This window comes from Leisingera sp. ABM4_103, from assembly GCF_056158685.1.
Genome location: NZ_JBSWTU010000005.1, coordinates 265317 through 280616, shown reverse-complemented (window position 1 = coordinate 280616; position 15300 = coordinate 265317). Strand labels below are relative to the sequence as shown.

15 protein-coding genes and 1 tRNA gene are annotated in these 15300 nt (G+C 64.9%); 5 read left to right on the top strand and 11 right to left on the bottom strand.

Annotated features, from left to right (window positions below; all coding sequences use genetic code 11):
* Positions 1 to 53 precede the first annotated feature (53 nt).
* The 3 genes from ACXAED_RS03070 to ACXAED_RS03060 are packed head-to-tail and all read right to left on the bottom strand — an operon-like array spanning position 54 to position 3454.
* Positions 54 to 1028 (bottom strand): TRAP transporter substrate-binding protein, encoded by a 975-nt coding sequence (locus tag ACXAED_RS03070; protein ID WP_475046793.1) that lies wholly within the window; start codon positions 1026 to 1028, stop codon positions 54 to 56.
* A gap of 48 nt (positions 1029 to 1076) precedes the next feature.
* Positions 1077 to 2330: an NAD(P)/FAD-dependent oxidoreductase gene (locus ACXAED_RS03065; protein ID WP_475046792.1), complete on the bottom strand. Its 1254-nt coding sequence runs from the start codon at positions 2328 to 2330 to the stop codon at positions 1077 to 1079.
* On the bottom strand, positions 2327 to 3454 hold the full coding sequence (locus ACXAED_RS03060; protein ID WP_475046791.1) for an enolase C-terminal domain-like protein: 1128 nt from the start codon (positions 3452 to 3454) through the stop codon (positions 2327 to 2329). Before ACXAED_RS03060 ends, ACXAED_RS03065 begins: the two co-directional genes overlap by 4 nt.
* A gap of 102 nt (positions 3455 to 3556) precedes the next feature.
* On the opposite strand from ACXAED_RS03060, the gene ACXAED_RS03055 reads away from it, so the two are divergent.
* The 3 genes from ACXAED_RS03055 (at position 3557) to ACXAED_RS03045 (ending at position 5991) form a co-directional block, all read left to right on the top strand.
* Positions 3557 to 4459: a LysR family transcriptional regulator gene (locus ACXAED_RS03055; RefSeq protein WP_475052996.1), complete on the top strand. Its 903-nt coding sequence runs from the start codon at positions 3557 to 3559 to the stop codon at positions 4457 to 4459.
* 95 nt (positions 4460 to 4554) lie between these two features.
* Positions 4555 to 5247: a GntR family transcriptional regulator gene (locus ACXAED_RS03050; RefSeq protein WP_475046790.1), complete on the top strand. Its 693-nt coding sequence runs from the start codon at positions 4555 to 4557 to the stop codon at positions 5245 to 5247.
* Positions 5248 to 5256: 9 nt separating this feature from the next.
* Entirely contained in the window at positions 5257 to 5991 is a 735-nt protein-coding gene (locus ACXAED_RS03045) for an aspartate/glutamate racemase family protein (protein WP_475046789.1), read from the top strand.
* 83 nt (positions 5992 to 6074) lie between these two features.
* On the opposite strand, the gene ACXAED_RS03040 is transcribed toward ACXAED_RS03045, so the two are convergent.
* From ACXAED_RS03040 to ACXAED_RS03010, 7 genes are read right to left on the bottom strand one after another with little or no spacing between them, the layout of a single operon-like run.
* Positions 6075 to 7007: an AEC family transporter gene (locus ACXAED_RS03040; RefSeq protein ID WP_475046787.1), complete on the bottom strand. Its 933-nt coding sequence runs from the start codon at positions 7005 to 7007 to the stop codon at positions 6075 to 6077.
* Positions 7008 to 7057: 50 nt separating this feature from the next.
* Positions 7058 to 7855 (bottom strand): MBL fold metallo-hydrolase, encoded by a 798-nt coding sequence (locus ACXAED_RS03035; RefSeq protein ID WP_475046785.1) that lies wholly within the window; start codon positions 7853 to 7855, stop codon positions 7058 to 7060.
* Positions 7855 to 8664, bottom strand: a complete 810-nt coding sequence (locus tag ACXAED_RS03030) for a TatD family hydrolase (RefSeq protein WP_475046784.1) — start codon at positions 8662 to 8664, stop codon at positions 7855 to 7857. The genes ACXAED_RS03035 and ACXAED_RS03030 overlap by 1 nt, the downstream gene beginning before the upstream one ends.
* Before the next feature lie 35 nt (positions 8665 to 8699).
* On the bottom strand, positions 8700 to 9818 hold the full coding sequence (locus ACXAED_RS03025) for a DNA polymerase III subunit delta' (RefSeq protein WP_475046782.1): 1119 nt from the start codon (positions 9816 to 9818) through the stop codon (positions 8700 to 8702).
* Complete coding sequence (gene tmk, locus ACXAED_RS03020; RefSeq protein ID WP_475046781.1) at positions 9815 to 10462, bottom strand: dTMP kinase; 648 nt, start codon at positions 10460 to 10462, stop codon at positions 9815 to 9817. Before tmk ends, ACXAED_RS03025 begins: the two co-directional genes overlap by 4 nt.
* Positions 10459 to 11646: a D-alanyl-D-alanine carboxypeptidase family protein gene (locus ACXAED_RS03015; RefSeq protein ID WP_475052994.1), complete on the bottom strand. Its 1188-nt coding sequence runs from the start codon at positions 11644 to 11646 to the stop codon at positions 10459 to 10461. The genes tmk and ACXAED_RS03015 overlap by 4 nt, the downstream gene beginning before the upstream one ends.
* 10 nt (positions 11647 to 11656) lie before the next feature.
* The gene (locus ACXAED_RS03010) at positions 11657 to 12571 is read right to left on the bottom strand and encodes an SPOR domain-containing protein (protein WP_475046780.1); all 915 of its coding nucleotides are present in this window, start codon (positions 12569 to 12571) and stop codon (positions 11657 to 11659) included.
* Between the two features lie 253 nt (positions 12572 to 12824).
* Between ACXAED_RS03010 and ACXAED_RS03005 the strand changes: the two genes are divergently transcribed.
* Both ACXAED_RS03005 and ACXAED_RS03000 read left to right on the top strand, forming a co-directional pair.
* A tRNA-Ser gene (locus ACXAED_RS03005) sits at positions 12825 to 12914 on the top strand.
* Positions 12915 to 13043: 129 nt separating this feature from the next.
* The gene (locus tag ACXAED_RS03000; RefSeq protein ID WP_475046779.1) at positions 13044 to 14528 is read left to right on the top strand and encodes a CHAD domain-containing protein; all 1485 of its coding nucleotides are present in this window, start codon (positions 13044 to 13046) and stop codon (positions 14526 to 14528) included.
* Between the two features lie 9 nt (positions 14529 to 14537).
* Here ACXAED_RS03000 and cobF read toward each other — a convergent pair whose 3' ends face one another.
* Entirely contained in the window at positions 14538 to 15290 is a 753-nt protein-coding gene (gene cobF / locus ACXAED_RS02995) for a precorrin-6A synthase (deacetylating) (RefSeq protein ID WP_475046777.1), read from the bottom strand.
* Between the last annotated feature and the right edge of the window lie 10 nt (positions 15291 to 15300).

Below are 15300 nucleotides of genomic sequence, written 5' to 3'. Positions count from 1 at the left end.
ATTTTATGAAAGAACGGGCGGCACTTGAGCGCCGCCCGTATCATGCTGAGTGATTACTCGGCGTTGAAGGCGTCGACGATGGCCTTGCCTTCTTCACCGGCCGCTTCCAGCCATTCGTTGGTCATGGTGACGCCGATTTCCTTCAGCTCACCCACCATCTGGTCAGAGGCCGGACCCACGGTCATGCCGCCGTCGCGCAGACCTTGCAGGGTAAAGCCGGTGTACTCCTTGGCGCGCCAGTTGCCCGCGTATTCGGCCAGCTTGGCGCAGCCCTTGATCACGTTCTGATTGGCTTCGGAGGTGCCGCTCCAGATATCGGAGTTCACGAACACGTAGTTGCGCGGCAGCCAGGCATCCACTTCGTAGAAATAATTCAGGCTCTCCCAGACCTTGCGGTCATAGCCGGTGGAGCCGGAGGAGACCATCGAGTCCGCTACGCCGGTGGCAAAGGCCTGGCTGATCTCGGCCGCCTCAATGGTCACCGGCAGCATGCCGGTCAGCTCTGCCAGGCGCGAGGTGGCATTGTTGTAGGAACGGAACTTGATGCCCTTCATGTCGGCGACCGAGTTCACCTCGTTCTTGAAATAAAGCCCCTGCGGCGGCCACGGCACAGCGTAAAGCAGGGTCAGGTTCTGCTCGGCCAGCAGGTTTTCGATGGTGGGCTTGGCGGCCTTCCACAGCTTGTCGCTGTCATCAAAGGACGTCGCCAGGAACGGGATCGAGTCAAAGCCGAACAGCGCGTTTTCGTTCTGGTGGCCGGAGAGCAAGCGCTCTCCAATCGGCGCCTGGCCGGTCTGCACCGCGCGCTTGATATCGGCTCCCTTGAACAGCGAGCCGGACGGGTGGGTTTTGATCTCTATCTCGCCGCCGGTGCCGGTGGTCACGCATTCGGCGAACTCAGCACCGGTGGCGGAGTGGAAGTTGGAGGCCGAATAGGCCATCGGCATATCCCAGACTTCCGCGGCGGCGGGCAGGGCGGCAGCCGCGGTCAGCGCGGTGGCGGCCAGCAATTTGGTCAGTTTCTTCATTGTGTTCTCCCTGTTTGCTTGCGGCCCCTTGAGGGGCACTGGTTGGTTTCAAATCGCGTAACGTGCCGGATCATAGGCGCTCATGTCGATGTTCGGGGCGCGCCCCGAAATCATCTGCGCCAAGAGACGCCCGGTCTTCGGCCCGCCGGTCAGGCCGACGTGATGGTGGCCAAAGCCGGCAAAGGCACCGGACAGGCCCGGCAGCTCGCCGATGACCGGGATCGAATCCGCCGGTGCCGGGCGGTAGCCCAGCCATTCCTCTTCGTGTTTCCAGGTGACACCGGGCAGAATGCGCCGGGCGTTCTTGCGCAACAGCTCAAGCGGGCCTTTCGACGGCCCGGCCTCCAGCCCGCCGAACTCCACAATGCCCGCAATCCGGATCCGTCCCTCCATCGGGGTCACCACGCATTTGGCCGCTGCCACCATGACTGGCGCTTTCGGCATCGCCGAAGGCTCCCATAATTCAAGATGATAGCCGCGTTCTGCCTCCAGTGGTACGGAAATTCCCAGCTTCTCTGCCAGCGGTTTGGACCAGACACCCGTGGCCACAACCACGGCATCGCAGGGGATGGTCTCGCCGCCGGCACGCACGCCGGTTACCTTGCCGTTTTCGCGGGCCACATCCTCGGCAAAGGCCTGGATCAGCCGGCCGCCATTGGCCGTCACATGGGCGGCCAGGTCCTTCACATAGCGGCCCGGGTCCAGGATAAGCCCGTGATCCTTCAGCCGCGCGGCAAAGCCGAACTCCTCGGCATAGATACCGTCATAGGCCCGGACATCCGCGCCCTCCAGCTCATCCCAGCGGAACCCATGCGTCTTGCGCAGGCCCCAGCCGAATGCGTCCTCGCCGAAATGCGCCCGGTCATTGTAGAGGAACAGGTAGTCCGATGGTTTCAGGTGCCGCTCCGCCCCGGTGCCCGCCGCAAGCGCCTGATGATCCGCCAGCGAGTCCCCGACAATGGGCGCCAGTGCAGCCGCGATGCGAGCGGTGTCCTCTGCATTTGCATGGCTCATGTACTTCATCAGCCAGGGCGCCAGTTTCGGCAGGTACCCCCAGCGCATGAACAGCGGCTGGCTGGGGTCCAGCAGCATCTTCGGTGCCTTCTTCCACAACCCCGGACCTGTCACCGGCACGATAGAGCAGGAGGCCAGAATGCCGCCGTTGCCGTGGCTGGTGCCTTCACCCGGCCCCTTGCCGTCGATCAGGATCACCTGATGCCCGTCGCGCTGCAGCTCAATCGCGGCGGAGACGCCGACAATGCCGGCGCCGATGATGGCAACGGTTTTCTTTGGCTGGCTCATGCCGCAACCTTCTTGGCGACCGCGAAACGGCTCAGCTTTTCAACATCCGGCCTGATGCCCAGCCCGGGCCCATCCGGCACCACTACTTGGCCGTCCTTGACCTGGAAAGGCGTCTCCAGAATGTCCTCTTTCAGGAAATAGCTCGCCTGGTAGAACTCGCAGCCCAGCCGGATCTCGGGTGTGGCCGCAATCATGTGGGTGCCCGCCAGATGCGCCAGCCCAGCCTCGAACATGTCGCCCCCATAGGCAGACAGTCCGTTGGCCGCCGCAATCCGCGCCACCGTCTGCCCGCGGGTCAGCCCGCCCGATTTCATGATCTTGACCGAGACACCATCGCAGATGCCCTCGCGCGCGGCGCGCACCATGTCCTCCGGGCCAAAGACGCTTTCGTCCGCCAGCAGCGGCACATCAATCATCTCCCGCAGCCTGGCCATCATGCCGAAGTGATGGAACCGCACCGGCTGCTCGATGAAATCCGGCTTGAATTCCGCCGCATCGCGCACCTGCGCGGGCGCATCCTCGATACTGAGCCCCTGGTTGTAGTCCACCCGCACCCGGAACTCGGGGAAGTCTTTGGCAATCCGTTCCAGCCGCATGATGTCAAATGCGTGATCCTTGAAGCCGGTCTTCAGTTTGATCAGCCCCACCTTGTTGGCGCGCAGCCTATGCAGCAGGTCGATATCCTTGCCAAAATCCGGGTCAGCAATCGAACAGCTGAGCGGGATGGTATCGCGGCACTTGCCGCCGATCAGCGCCCAGACCGGCGCGCCGGTGATCCGCCCGGTCAGGTCCAGCAAAGCGCTTTCCAGCGCCGCCTTGGCCTCTGTGCAATGGGCCACCGCCTTGGCTGCATCCTCCATGATCGCCGCGCGATCCGCCACCCGGCGGCCCTCCACCAGCGGCCGGATGTAGCGGTCCAGTGCCGCCAGACTGGCCTCCGGCGTGCCGGTGAACACTGACCAGGTCGAGGCCTCGCCAAACCCCTCGGCGCCGCCTTCGCTGCGCAGCCGGACAATCACAACTTCGCAGGAGCCCTCAACAGACCCGATCCCGTGGTCGCGGCGCGACAAGACGGGCAGCGCGAGATGCCAAAGGTCCATCCCGGCAATCTTTTGTTCCAGCACTTCGATCTTCCTCCCAGGTGCGAGCGGAAGCCTGCCTTGACTTGATTATCATTACCAATACAAATAATTCGAAAGAGTATCATGAAAAGTGATAACCTGCCGATGTCTCTCCGCTTCCGCCAGCTGCAGGCTTTCCACGCCATTGTCGAAACCGGCACCGTTACCGGCGCGGCCGAGCAGCTGGGCATTTCCCAGCCTGGCATCTCCAATCTGCTCTACCAGCTGGAACGCCAGACCCGCCTCAAGCTGTTCGAGCGCAGCAAGGGCCGGCTGATCCCGACGCCGGAGGCAGGCGTGCTGTTTCAGGAGGTCGATACCGTGGTGCGCGGGCTGGACCACGTGGCGCAGGCGGTCACCGACCTTCAAAACAAGCAGGCAGGCCAGTTGCAGGTTGCTTCTCAGCACTCGCTGTCCTTCGGCTTCATGCCCGCGCTGATCGCCCGCTTCGCCCGCACACGCCCGGACATGTCGATATCGTTTCAGGCACAGTATTCGCTGAAGATCCAGGAATGGGTGATCGCAGGCCTGTTTGAGATCGGCGTCTGCGAGATGCCGCTGATCCACGACGGGCTGGAAGTGCATCCGGTGAGCGTCGAAACCCGGCTGGCGATGCCTGCGGACAGTCCGCTGGCAGATCATGAGGTGCTGACACCGGAGCTGCTGGAGGGTGTGCCCTTCATTGTCATGGGGCCGGAGCACATGACCCACCGCCGCACCCGGGAAGTCTTTCAGCAGGCTGGAATCCCGCTGAAAACCCGCGTGCATTCGCATATGTTCAAGAACCTCCTGAGTTTTGTGCAGGAGGGAATGGGGGTCTCGATCCTCGACCCCTTTGTGCTGAGCTTCGAGACCGGCGGCGGGTTCGTCTCCCGTCCGTTCCGGCCCAGGATCATGATGGAAATGGCGGTGATCACCTCCAAGTCGCGCCCGCTGTCAGTGGTAGGGCAGGAGTTCCTGGCGCTGTTGAAGCAGGAGCTGGCGACGTACTGCGTGGCAGAAACCTGACCTTCTCCCGGAATTGTATGCAGTGCAGAATTCAATCTTGCGCAGGGCCGGGCGCTTCCCTAATCTGCACCTCGGATTGAACGAACGGCGGGAACATGGCCAAACGCGAAAGCAATGTGGACCGGGTCTATGAGGCGCTGCGCCGGATGGCGGCGGATTTTGCCTTCAAGCCCGACCAGCGGATCAACGAAAGCGCGCTGTCCGAGGTGCTGGGCGCCAGCCGCACGCCGCTGCGCGAGGCGCTGAACCGGCTGGTGGCCGAGGGCTTCCTGACCTTCCAGAACAACCGCGGCTTCTTTTGCCGCCCGCTGACGCCCAGCTACATCATGGATTTGTACGAGGCTAGGGTGGCAGTGGAATGCGAAGCTGTGCGGCTGGCCTGCACCCGTGCCTCGGATGAGGATATCGCGGCGCTGGCGGACTACCTGAACCGGATGGAGCCGGAATACGAAAGCGCCACCGATCCGGAGGCGCTGCTGGCAATGGACGAAAGCTTCCACGCCCGCTTGGCGCAGCTCTCCGGCAACAGCGAGCTGCAGCGCATCCTGAACAACCTGAATGGCCGCATCCGCTATATCCGGCTGATCGACCTCAAACGCCTTCGCGACCGGGCCGGGGGCAAGGCTCCGGGCGACATCTCGGCCCACCGCCAGATTGTCGAGGGGATCGCCGCCCGCGATGCGCAGGCCGCGACAGCAGCCATGCGCAGCCATATCGAGAAACGCCGGGAGGAGGCGACGGAGGCTGTCCGCATCGCCTTCTCCCAGCTTTACGTGCCGGACGAGTAGGGGAGCCACATGGAACACGGCGGCAAGACAGTTTACGGCGCGGCGGTTGGCATCCTGATGCTGGAAACCCGCTTTCCCCGCATCCATGGCGACATGGGCAACGCGATGACCTGGGACTTCCCGGTGCACTACAAGGTGGTGCGCGGTGCCAACCCTGAGAACGTCGTGCGCGGCAATCCCAAAGAGCTGGCGGACCTGTTTGTCGAGGCCGGGCGCGACCTGGTGGCAATGGGGGCCGATGGCATCACCACCAACTGCGGTTTCCTGGCACTGATCCAGGACGAGGTGAAACAGGCGCTGGGCGTGCCGGTGGCGACATCCTCGCTGATGCAGGTGCCGATGGTACAGAATCTGCTGCCTGCGGGCAAGCGCTGCGGCATCCTGACGATCTCCAAGGCCACGCTGACACCTGCCCACCTTGTTGCCGCAGGTGTTGCGCCGGATACGCCCATTGCCGGCACAGACGGCCTCCGCGCCTTTACCCGCGACATCCTGGGCGACGAGGCCTCAATCGACTTCGAGGCCTGCCGCCTGGACATGATCGACGCTGCCCGTGGAATGGTGGCGGAGATACCGGACCTGGGCGCTATCGTGCTGGAATGCACAAATATGGTGCCCTACGCCCGTGATGTGCGCAAAGCGACCGGGCTGCCGGTGTTTTCGATCCATTCCTTCATCAGCTGGTTTCAGGCCGGTCTGCTGCCCAAAGGTTTTCCTCTGGAACTGGACGATCCTCGCTGGTGAGGCTGGACGGTGGGCGGAATCGCCCACCCTACGCTGAATGGCCCGTAGGGTGGGCGATTCCGCCCACCGCCCGCCGCCAACTATCAGCTCAAAACCAGCAGCCAGAACCACACTGTCAGGATGCTGGCGCCGGTGGCAATCAGCACCGAGGACGCCGCCACCCGCTTGGCCCGCCCGTACATATTGGCAAAGATATAGCCATTGAACCCGGTCGCCATCGCCGCATTCAGCACGGCGGAGCGGAACAAGTCCAGCGGCAGCGCCAAGGCCGAGCCCAGCGTCCAGACAATCGCCGGGTGGATCATCAGCGAGGTGAAACAGACAAACAGGATCGCCCGCATGTCGCCCTCTGGCCGGTATTTGACCAGCACCCCGCCCAAGGCAAACAGCGCGCAGGGCAGGGCGGCGCGGATAATCAGCGACAGCGCCTCATCCAATACCAGCGGAATGGCAAACCCGGAGAGGTTCACAGCAAACCCCAGCGCGATGCCGAGGATCAGCACGTTGCGGAACATCGCGTTCAGCACGGATGTGACAGTCTTGATGCCGCCCGCCCCGCGGTTGCGCACAAACTCCATCGCGGTAATGCCCACGCCGTAGCAGAACGGCGAATGAAACGCGATGATCGCGTAGTTGCCGGTCAGGTTCTCAGGTCCGAACGCGCGCTCGGTGATCGGCAGCCCCAGCAGGACAGAGTTCGAGAACAGGCAGCAGAACCCGATGGCGATACAGTCCTCCCAGTCCCGCTTGAACAAGGTCCGGGCACCGAAGACGCCAATCAGAAAGCAGGTGAATGCGCCGGTATAGAAGCTCGCCAGCAGCCGCGGATCGAAACTGGCGGAAAGATCCAGCTCTGCCATCGCCTTGAACAGCAGGCATGGAATGGCAAAGCCCTGGGCGAACTTCATCACCCCTTCGATGTGATCCTGGCTCAGCACGCGCCTGGCGGTGGCGGCGTAGCCTGCGCCGACAACCAGAAACACCGGCAGAATGACGTCAATCAGGCTCTGAAACACGGTGCTTCCTCAAATTCCTCAAAAGAAAAGGGGCGCTGCGTTGCGCCCCTTCAGACCTCCATCCGGATCACCATCCCATCAAAGGCGGGGGTGATATGGTCAGGGGTCTCAGCCTCGACCGTGTCGTAATCCATGTCGATATGCATGTTGGTGATGACGCCGCGTTTGGGGGCCATCTTTTCGAACCACTCCAGCGCCTCCTGGTAGCTGAAATGGGTCGGGTGCGGGGTGCGGCGCAGCCCGTCCAGGATCCACACATCCAGCCCTTCCAGTTCCGGCAGCGCGCTGTCGGGGATCGTCGACACATCCGGCAGATAGGCCAGCCCGCCGATGCGGAAGCCCAGCGAGTCAATGGAACCGTGGCTGACCTCGAACGGCCGGAAGGTGATCCCGCCGCCGGGCCCGCTGATGGTGAACGGGCCGCCGATGGTCTGCAGGTCCAGGATCGGCGGATAGGGGGAGTTGTCGGGCTGCGCAAAGGCGTAGCCAAAGCGGTTCAGAAGGTCGTTCTGGGTCGCCCCGTCGGCATAGACCGGGATGCGCTGGCGCATGTTGAAATAGACCATGCGCAGATCGTCGATCCCGTGCAGATGGTCGGCATGGGAATGGGTGTAGACCACCGCGTCCAGGCGGCTCACCTCTGCATCCAGCAGCTGGCTGCGCATGTCCGGCGTGGTGTCGATCAGCACCGACGTGGTGCCGTCAGGCCCGTCGCGCTCCACCAGCATCGAGCAGCGGCGGCGCCGGTTCTTCGGGTTCTTGGGGTCGCAATCGCCCCAGTGGCCGCCAATCCGCGGCACCCCGCCCGACGAGCCCGAGCCGAGGATGGTAAAACGCATCTCTGCCATCAGGCGGCGGCCTCATACTGGGCGGCTTTCCAGAACAGCCGGTCGAAATTCGCCTGCGTCTGCGCGGCAAAACCGGCGTAGTCCATGCCGAACACTTCTGCGCCCACCTTGGCGGTAAAGGCGGTATAGGCAGGCTCGTTGCGCTTGCCGCGGTAGGGCGGCGGCGCCAGGTAGGGGGCGTCGGTCTCCACCAGGATGCGCTCCACCGGCGCGGCGGCAAAGATGTCGCGCAGCTCCTGGCTCTTGGGGAAGGCGGCGATGCCGGACATCGACAGGTAGAACCCGAGGTCCAGCGCCGCCTTGGCCAGCTCTGCGGAGGAGGAGAAACAGTGCATCACGCAGGAGTATGCGCCGTTGTTCATCTCTTCGCTCAGGATACGCGCCATGTCGTCATCGGCCGCCCGGGCGTGGATGATCAGCGGCAGGCCGGTCTCGCGTGCGGCGGCGATATGGATGCGCAGCGACTCCTGCTGCACGGCAGCGCTGTCGGCGGTGTAGTGGTAGTCCAGCCCGGTCTCGCCGATGCCGACGAACTTCGGGTGTTTGGCCAGCGCCACCAGCTCATCCACCGAGACCAGCGGCTCATCCGCCGCGCTCATCGGGTGGGTGCCCGCGGCGTAGAAGACCGGCGCATGCGCTTCGGCAATCGCGCGCACAGCCGGCTCGTTTTTCATCTTGGTGCAGATCGTCACCATCCGGGTCACGCCAGCCTCAGCGGCGCTGGCAATCACCTCATCCAGGCGGCCCTCAAAGTCCGGGAAGTCCAGATGGCAGTGGCTGTCGGTAATCTGGGGGGGCGTCTCGGTCATGGATCCTCTGGTGCCGCTTGCGCCGGGCCGGAAGCCTAGCGCGACGCGGTTTCCTGCATCTTGAAAACCGTATCTAGGACAAGCGCCGCGGGGTCAAGGTTCACCGCCTGGCCGTGGCGGGCACGGGCGGTCACTTCTGCTGCAAGGTCGGCCCAGGCGCGCGCTTTGCGGGGATCAGGCGACAGCCGCGACAGCATCGCTGCTTCCTGCGGTGCCGCTTCCGGCGCTGGCGGAGTCCCCGTCGCGCCGGTGCGCGCCAGCCGGGCCAGCGCCATCTCCGTCAGTGACAGCAGCAGCTCGAAACGTTCCGCCGCGCCCCGCTGTGCGGCGGCCTCAGCCAGCGCCATCGCGCGCTGCCGGTCCAGCCGCGGCATAGAATCGAGGATCTGCACCAGCTCGGCATAGATCTTGAGCCCGCCCAGGTTGATCAGCCGCAAAGCGGCGCCGACGGAGCCACCTGCCAGGGCCGCGAGATTGTCCATGTTCTGGGGCAGCTCGACTCCTGATTGCGCCAGCGCGGCTTCCATGTCCGGTGCAGACAGCGGCCCCAGCCGCAGGGTGCGGCAGCGGGAGCGGATCGTCGGCAAGAGGCGCGAGGGCTGATGAGAGATCAGCAGGATCGTGGTCCGTGCAGGCGGCTCCTCCAGCATCTTCAACAGTGCGTTGGCGGCGCTCACGTTCATGTCGTCAGCGGCGTCCACAATCACAACCCGCCGCCCGCCGTCGGTGGCGGACAGGCCAAAGAAGCGGTTGAGCTTGCGGATATCGTCCACGACGATCTGGCTGCGCAGCTTGCCCTTGTCGTCATAAGAGCGGGTGATTGGTGCCAGCCCCGGTTCCGCCAGCGCCAGAATGCGGTGCGAGACCGGATGGTCCGGGTCAACGTCCAAGGTCTGCGGCGGGGGCGGGGCGCCGAACAGGCCCTCTTCCGCCGGCGGCGTGGCCAGCAGAAACCGCGCGATCCGCCATGCCAGAGTGGCCTTGCCCACCCCTTGCGGGCCGGTCAGCAGCCAGCCGTGGTGCAGCCGGTCGGAATTGTAGGCGGTCAGGAAGTCCTGCTCCGCTGCCTCCTGGCCGATCAGCCGCAGGGTTTCGCGCGGATGCGGCGCGCCCTCGGCCTGGTCGGCGCGCGGCAGGTCGTCGTCAGCGCTCATGCCCCGCTTCCTTCCAGCGCATCTTCCGCCAGCCTGCGCACATCAGCGGCCACCTCTTCGACAGGGCGGGCGCCATCGACCACCCGGAAGCGGTCCGCGAATTCCTGCGCCAGCGCCAGAAACCCGGCGCGCATCTTCTCCTGCAGCCCGACCCCGAAATCCTCGAAGCGTTCCTCCTTGCCCTGCCGCCCCTTAGCGCGGGCCAGGCCCTCGGCCGGGTCCATGTCAATCAGCAGGGTCAGGTCCGGCTCGCGCCCGATCATCAGCTTGTGCATCTGGTCGACAGCCGCGCGCAGATCGCCGCGCGACAGGCCCTGATACATCCGCGTGCTGTCTGCAAAGCGGTCGCAGATCACCACCTTGCCCGCGGCCAGAGCGGGCTCGATGGTGCGCTCCAAGTGATCGCGCCGCGCCGCCATGAACAGTAAAAGCTCGGTCTCCGCCGACCAGCGGTCGGGGTCGCCCTCCAGCACCAGCCGGCGGATCTCCTCGGCCCCGGGGGAGCCGCCGGGCTCCCGCGTCAGCACCACATCGCGGCCCGCCGCGCGCAGGGCTTCTGCCAGCAGCTGGCACTGCGTCGATTTCCCGGAGCCGTCGATGCCTTCAAAGGTGATGAACAACCCGCGCTTGCCGCCCGCCGTCACAGTGCCCCCTCGGGACCGGTCAGGAATTGCTTGATCAGCACCTGTGCGGCGGTCTTGACCCGCACCACAAAGCCGCCCGCGGGCACGTCGCTTTCCGCCACCAGCGGCAGCCGCACCTCCGGCAGCTCCTCGGGCTGCAGCACCAGCTCCGCCAGCCGCTGGCCTTTCGCCACCGGCGCCTCAATCGGACCGTTATAGACGACTTCGCCCTGGATGGTGTTGGCTGCCAGCGACGGCAGCAGGATTTCCAGGTCCTTGGCCGGCACCAGCCCTACCGATTGCTCGGCCCCCCGCCAAATCTCGGCTTCGGCGATGGCGATACCCTCTTTGGCGACGGTTTTCTTGGCAAATTGGCGAAACGACCAGTTAACAATGGCTTCCGCCTCCTCTGCGCGACCGCGCTCGGTGTCGAGCCCGGAAACCACAAAGATCACCCGCCGGTCGCCCTGCTTGGCAGAGCCGACCAGGCCATAGCCCGCTTCCTCGGTGTGGCCCGTCTTCAGCCCGTCGGCACCGATCCCCAGCTTCAGCAGCGGGTTGCGGTTGCGGATGTTGGAGGGCGCGCGGCCATCGAATTCGAACGTGGTCTCGGCAAACAGCGGGTAGTATTCCGGGAAGTCCTCGATCAGCCGCTCGGCCAGGACCGCCAGGTCATGCACCGACATCCGGTGACCGGCGGCAGGCCAGCCGTTCGAGTTGGCGAAGGTCGAGGCGGTCATGCCCAGATCCTCGGCCCGCTTGGTCATGTAGCGGGCAAAGCCGGCCTCGGTGCCATCGGGGCTCAGTGCTTCGGCAATCACCACGCAGGCGTCATTGCCCGACAGCACGATGATGCCGCGCAGCAGGTCCTCGACCCGCACCCGGTCGGTGGTGTCCAGGAACATGGTGGAGCCGCCATAGCTCATCGCGTGCTCGCTCACCGGCAGCCGCTCATCCAGCGTCAGCCGCCCGTCGCGCAGGGCTTCAAACGCCACATACAGCGTCATCAGCTTGGACATGGAGGCCGGCGGCAGCGGCACATCCGAGTTCTTGGACAAAAGCACCGTGTCGGTGCCCGCATCCAGCACATAGGCCGCGCGCGCGCTGGTATCAAAGGCCGCAGCCGGCAGCGCCGGCAGGCTGACCGCCAGGCCCGCCGCCAGCGCCAGCCGCAGGGAGGATTTCAGGGCTTGGCCCAGGTGCATGGTGTTTCGCTTAATTGGTGACAGCATAGGCATCCGCAAATCCGGTTTCCTTCACGCTTTTCAACAGCTGGCTGCGTTCGGTCTTGTTCTGTGCCGGGCCGACCAGCACCCGCCAGAACGTCTTGCCGCTGGAGGACTGTTCCCGCACCACCGGCACCATGCCCGCGCTGCGCATCATGTTGGCGGTCCGCTTGGCGTTCGCCTCGACGCTGAAGATGCCGATCTGGATGAAGGGCTTGCTCAGCGCGGATTTCTGCGGTGCGGGGGCAGGGGCCGCGGCGGGCTCTGCCTTGGCAGGCACGGCCTGTGCCGGGGCGGAAGCGTCAATTGCAGCAGCCGCACCGGCAATCGGGTCCAGCGCGGTTTCGGTAATCTCGCCGCTGCCCGCCAGCGCGGCCTCGCTCACGTCTGCGGCTTCCGGCAGGGCAGCATCAGCGCCAGGCTGGTCTTCCGGCTGCGGTTCCGGCCCGGCTTCCTCGCGCCGCAGGGCGGTCACGTTCAGTTCCGACGGCGCACCGGCCAGCATGCCCAGGGCCGCCGCCGCATCAGACGAGACCTGCAGCCGCGGTCCCGGGATCTCCCGCTCGCGGCGGAACAGCGCGCCGATCACGAACTGGCCATTGGCATTGTTGCGGATGATCACCCGTTCCGGGTCCTTGGTGTCGGGATGCGCCACCCAGACGCCGCCGATCGACGGACGGCCGTCCCACAGGCCCGCCTCGGTCACCTGGAACACATCCGGCGCTTCCACGTCGCGCTCCACCAGCTTGGTGCTGCTGGAGGCCTCAACGGCCCCCTCCGCCTTGGGTTTGGGTTGCAGAAAGCCCAGTTTCGGCCCGTCCTCGCAGCCTGCCAGAACCAGCAGGCCCAAGGCCGCCGCGGCGGCACGCGGGGCCGTCCTTGCTTTCGACATGGTGTCTTTCATGCTTTCATCCTTGCCTGTGCCCGCGGCGCTTCTGCGCCCCCGCCGGAATTGCCGGTCTTCTTGGTTTGGCGGCATGATAGCCTGCACTTTCAGCCATGAAAACCCTGACGGGGCGCGGCACAGGGGAAAGCCGGGGCGGCGGCATGAATCCGCGCGTCCGGGCGTGCTGCGGAAATTTCCCTTGCGCGCTGTCCGCCGGGCCAGGATTTCCCCTTGCCTCGCCCTGCGTTGCATCCTAAACCGCTGACGGACCGGGGAGGTGGCAGAGTGGTCGAATGCGGCGGTCTTGAAAACCGTTGAACGTGAGAGCGTTCCCAGGGTTCGAATCCCTGTCTCCCCGCCACTCCGCAGACTGCCACCGCTTTGGCCGCTCCGGTTTCCCCTGCAAACGGCACGTCTTCGGCCTAGGTTGATGGTGGGCGCAGCATGTGCGCCCGATCCGCTTTCAGAAGCCCAACCGGACCCTGATCACATGGCCAAAGCCGGACAGCTTTACCTGCTGAAGCCTTCTGTGAAAGGCACGCCCAAGCTGGGCGGGCGCCGGGGCAAACTGCAGTTCCGCAAGAAGAAGACGGCGAAACCTGCAGATTTCACCGTCTTGGATTGCTTTGACGGCTCCATCCGGTCCAGCGGCTGCCTGCTGGTTGAGCGCGGCAGGAAACTGCACCTGCTGGGGCACGGCGATGTGCTGACCCAATCTGCCAAGCGTTCAGGGGATTTCCTGCACGACCTGCCCGCCGGGCCGGTGAAGGAGGCCCTGCGCGGTCTGTTCCCGCTGCGCCGGCTGCTGCCTGTGGCCTCGGGCCGGCTGGCGCGCAAGCGGTACGGGATCACCTGGAAACGGGCGGCCAGCGGTGCCTTGGTCCGCTGGCAATTCACTGGCGCCTTCGGCTCCGTTTCGCTGTTCAGCGTGCAGGCCGGCCCGGGGAAGCCGCGGGATGCAGCATTGCAATTCCTGACCAGCCAAGGGGCCGTGCCTGCCGCTCCGGCTGATCTCTACGCGCTGCTGGCGCCGGACCGGCCTGCTTACAGCCTGAAACCGCCGGTGCCGCTGGCCCCGGGTCAGCGGTCCCTGGACGCGGCAGCCGCTATCATCCGTTCGTGCCTTAGCGTTGCGCGGCAGAACGAGCCGGGCATCATCTCGGACCTCGACACCGAATTCCTGCACGACTACCGGATCTCTCTGCGCCGGATCCGGTCGGTGCTGAGCCTGTTCAAGGGCGTATTCACCGCCCGGGACACCGCGCGGTTGAAACAGGTGTTCTCCGGCCTGATGGACACCACCGGGCGGCTGCGGGATCTGGATGTTTGCCTGCTGCAGCGCGAACAGTATTACGCGCAGGTCCCGGAGCCGCTGCATCCGGGGCTGGATGCGATGTTTGCAGCCTTCGAAGCGGAGCGGCAGCATTGCCGCAAGCAGCTTGCCCGCCGCCTGACCGGAGCCCGGTACAACCGGCAAATCGCCGCGCTGCAATCAGAATTCGCTGATGAAGCTGTGATTGTGCCAGGCCCCAAGGCCGGGCGCCCGGCCCTGAAGCTGGCGCAAAGGCTGATCTGGAAGCGCTACGTCAAGGTCTGCGCCATTGCGGAGCGCATCACCGCAGAGACGCCGGACAGCGAAGTGCATGAACTGCGCATCAACTGCAAGAAGCTGCGCTACCTTATGGAGCTGTTTGAGCCGCTGTTTGAGAGCGAAGACCTGAAGGTGCTGTTGAAGCCGCTGAAAAAACTTCAGAATACGCTCGGGGATTTCAACGATTGCTCCGTCCAGCAGGCGGCGCTTCTGGCATTCGCAGGCAGCCCCGCGGCCACACGGGACATCGCGCTGAGCGCCGGCGCGCTGATTGCGGTGCTGCACCAGAACCAGCTGGACGCGCGCGCTCAGGTCGAGCAGAAATTCCAAGCCTTCAACAGCCCAGGGACGCAAAGACGGTTCCGGGCCTTGTTCCGCGGCTGAGGCTGCGGCTTATTTCCGCCGCAGCAGGTAGATATCCATAATCCACCCATGTTCAGCCCGGGCCCCGGCGCGGGTTGCGATGATCTTTTCCGACACCTCTCCCAGAGGGCCTGCGACGGAAATCTGGTTCTCCATCCCGGCATAGGCGGTCCAGAAGATCTCCACCCCCTGCGGGTCGATGGACTGAAAGGAGCATTCCCCGTCCAGCATGATCACCAGCGTATCCGCACTGTCCGGCCAGCCGTTTTCACGCAGCTGGCGGCCGGTGGTGATGGTGAACGGCGCGCCGATTTCGTTGACCGGGATGGCGTGGGCCGCAGTCAGCGCCTGGATCGAGGTGATGCCGGGAATGACCGTCAGCTTGATTTCGGCCAGCTTCTGCAGCCGGTCGGCAATCCGCATGGTGCTGTCATAAAGCGACGGGTCGCCCCAGACCAGGAACCCGGCTTTGCCGCCCGCGGGCAGGTTGGCGGAGATAGTCTGCCACCAGATGTCCGCGATCGCGTCGTGCCAGTCATCCACCCGCTTGCGGTAGTTCCTGGTGGCCTCGTCCCGCACCGGCAGGGAAAACTCGACGATCTTGGGGCCATTGCCCCTGATCGCCCGGTTGCAGATCTCGCGCCGCAGGCCCGCCAGATCGTCCTTGCCTGCACCCTTGTTGGGGATCAGGATCAGGTCCTGCGCGTTCAGCGCCTCAATCGCCTGCAGCGTCATGTGCTGCGGGTTACCGGTGCCGATGCCGATCAGGGAAAGCTCAATCATAAGGGGGTCT

Bases quoted from the DNA above. Each gene is read 5' to 3' on its own strand.
- ACXAED_RS03070 (WP_475046793.1), bottom strand. From the start codon at position 1,028: ATGAAGAAACTGACCAAATTGCTGGCCGCCACCGCGCTGACCGCGGCT.
- ACXAED_RS03065 (WP_475046792.1), bottom strand. From the start codon at position 2,330: ATGAGCCAGCCAAAGAAAACCGTTGCCATCATCGGCGCCGGCATTGTC.
- ACXAED_RS03055 (WP_475052996.1), top strand. From the start codon at position 3,557: ATGTCTCTCCGCTTCCGCCAGCTGCAGGCTTTCCACGCCATTGTCGAA.
- ACXAED_RS03050 (WP_475046790.1), top strand. From the start codon at position 4,555: ATGGCCAAACGCGAAAGCAATGTGGACCGGGTCTATGAGGCGCTGCGC.
- ACXAED_RS03045 (WP_475046789.1), top strand. From the start codon at position 5,257: ATGGAACACGGCGGCAAGACAGTTTACGGCGCGGCGGTTGGCATCCTG.
- ACXAED_RS03035 (WP_475046785.1), bottom strand. From the start codon at position 7,855: ATGGCAGAGATGCGTTTTACCATCCTCGGCTCGGGCTCGTCGGGCGGG.
- ACXAED_RS03030 (WP_475046784.1), bottom strand. From the start codon at position 8,664: ATGACCGAGACGCCCCCCCAGATTACCGACAGCCACTGCCATCTGGAC.
- ACXAED_RS03025 (WP_475046782.1), bottom strand. From the start codon at position 9,818: ATGAGCGCTGACGACGACCTGCCGCGCGCCGACCAGGCCGAGGGCGCG.
- ACXAED_RS03015 (WP_475052994.1), bottom strand. From the start codon at position 11,646: ATGCACCTGGGCCAAGCCCTGAAATCCTCCCTGCGGCTGGCGCTGGCG.
- ACXAED_RS03010 (WP_475046780.1), bottom strand. From the start codon at position 12,571: ATGAAAGACACCATGTCGAAAGCAAGGACGGCCCCGCGTGCCGCCGCG.
- ACXAED_RS03000 (WP_475046779.1), top strand. From the start codon at position 13,044: ATGGCCAAAGCCGGACAGCTTTACCTGCTGAAGCCTTCTGTGAAAGGC.
- cobF (WP_475046777.1), bottom strand. From the start codon at position 15,290: ATGATTGAGCTTTCCCTGATCGGCATCGGCACCGGTAACCCGCAGCAC.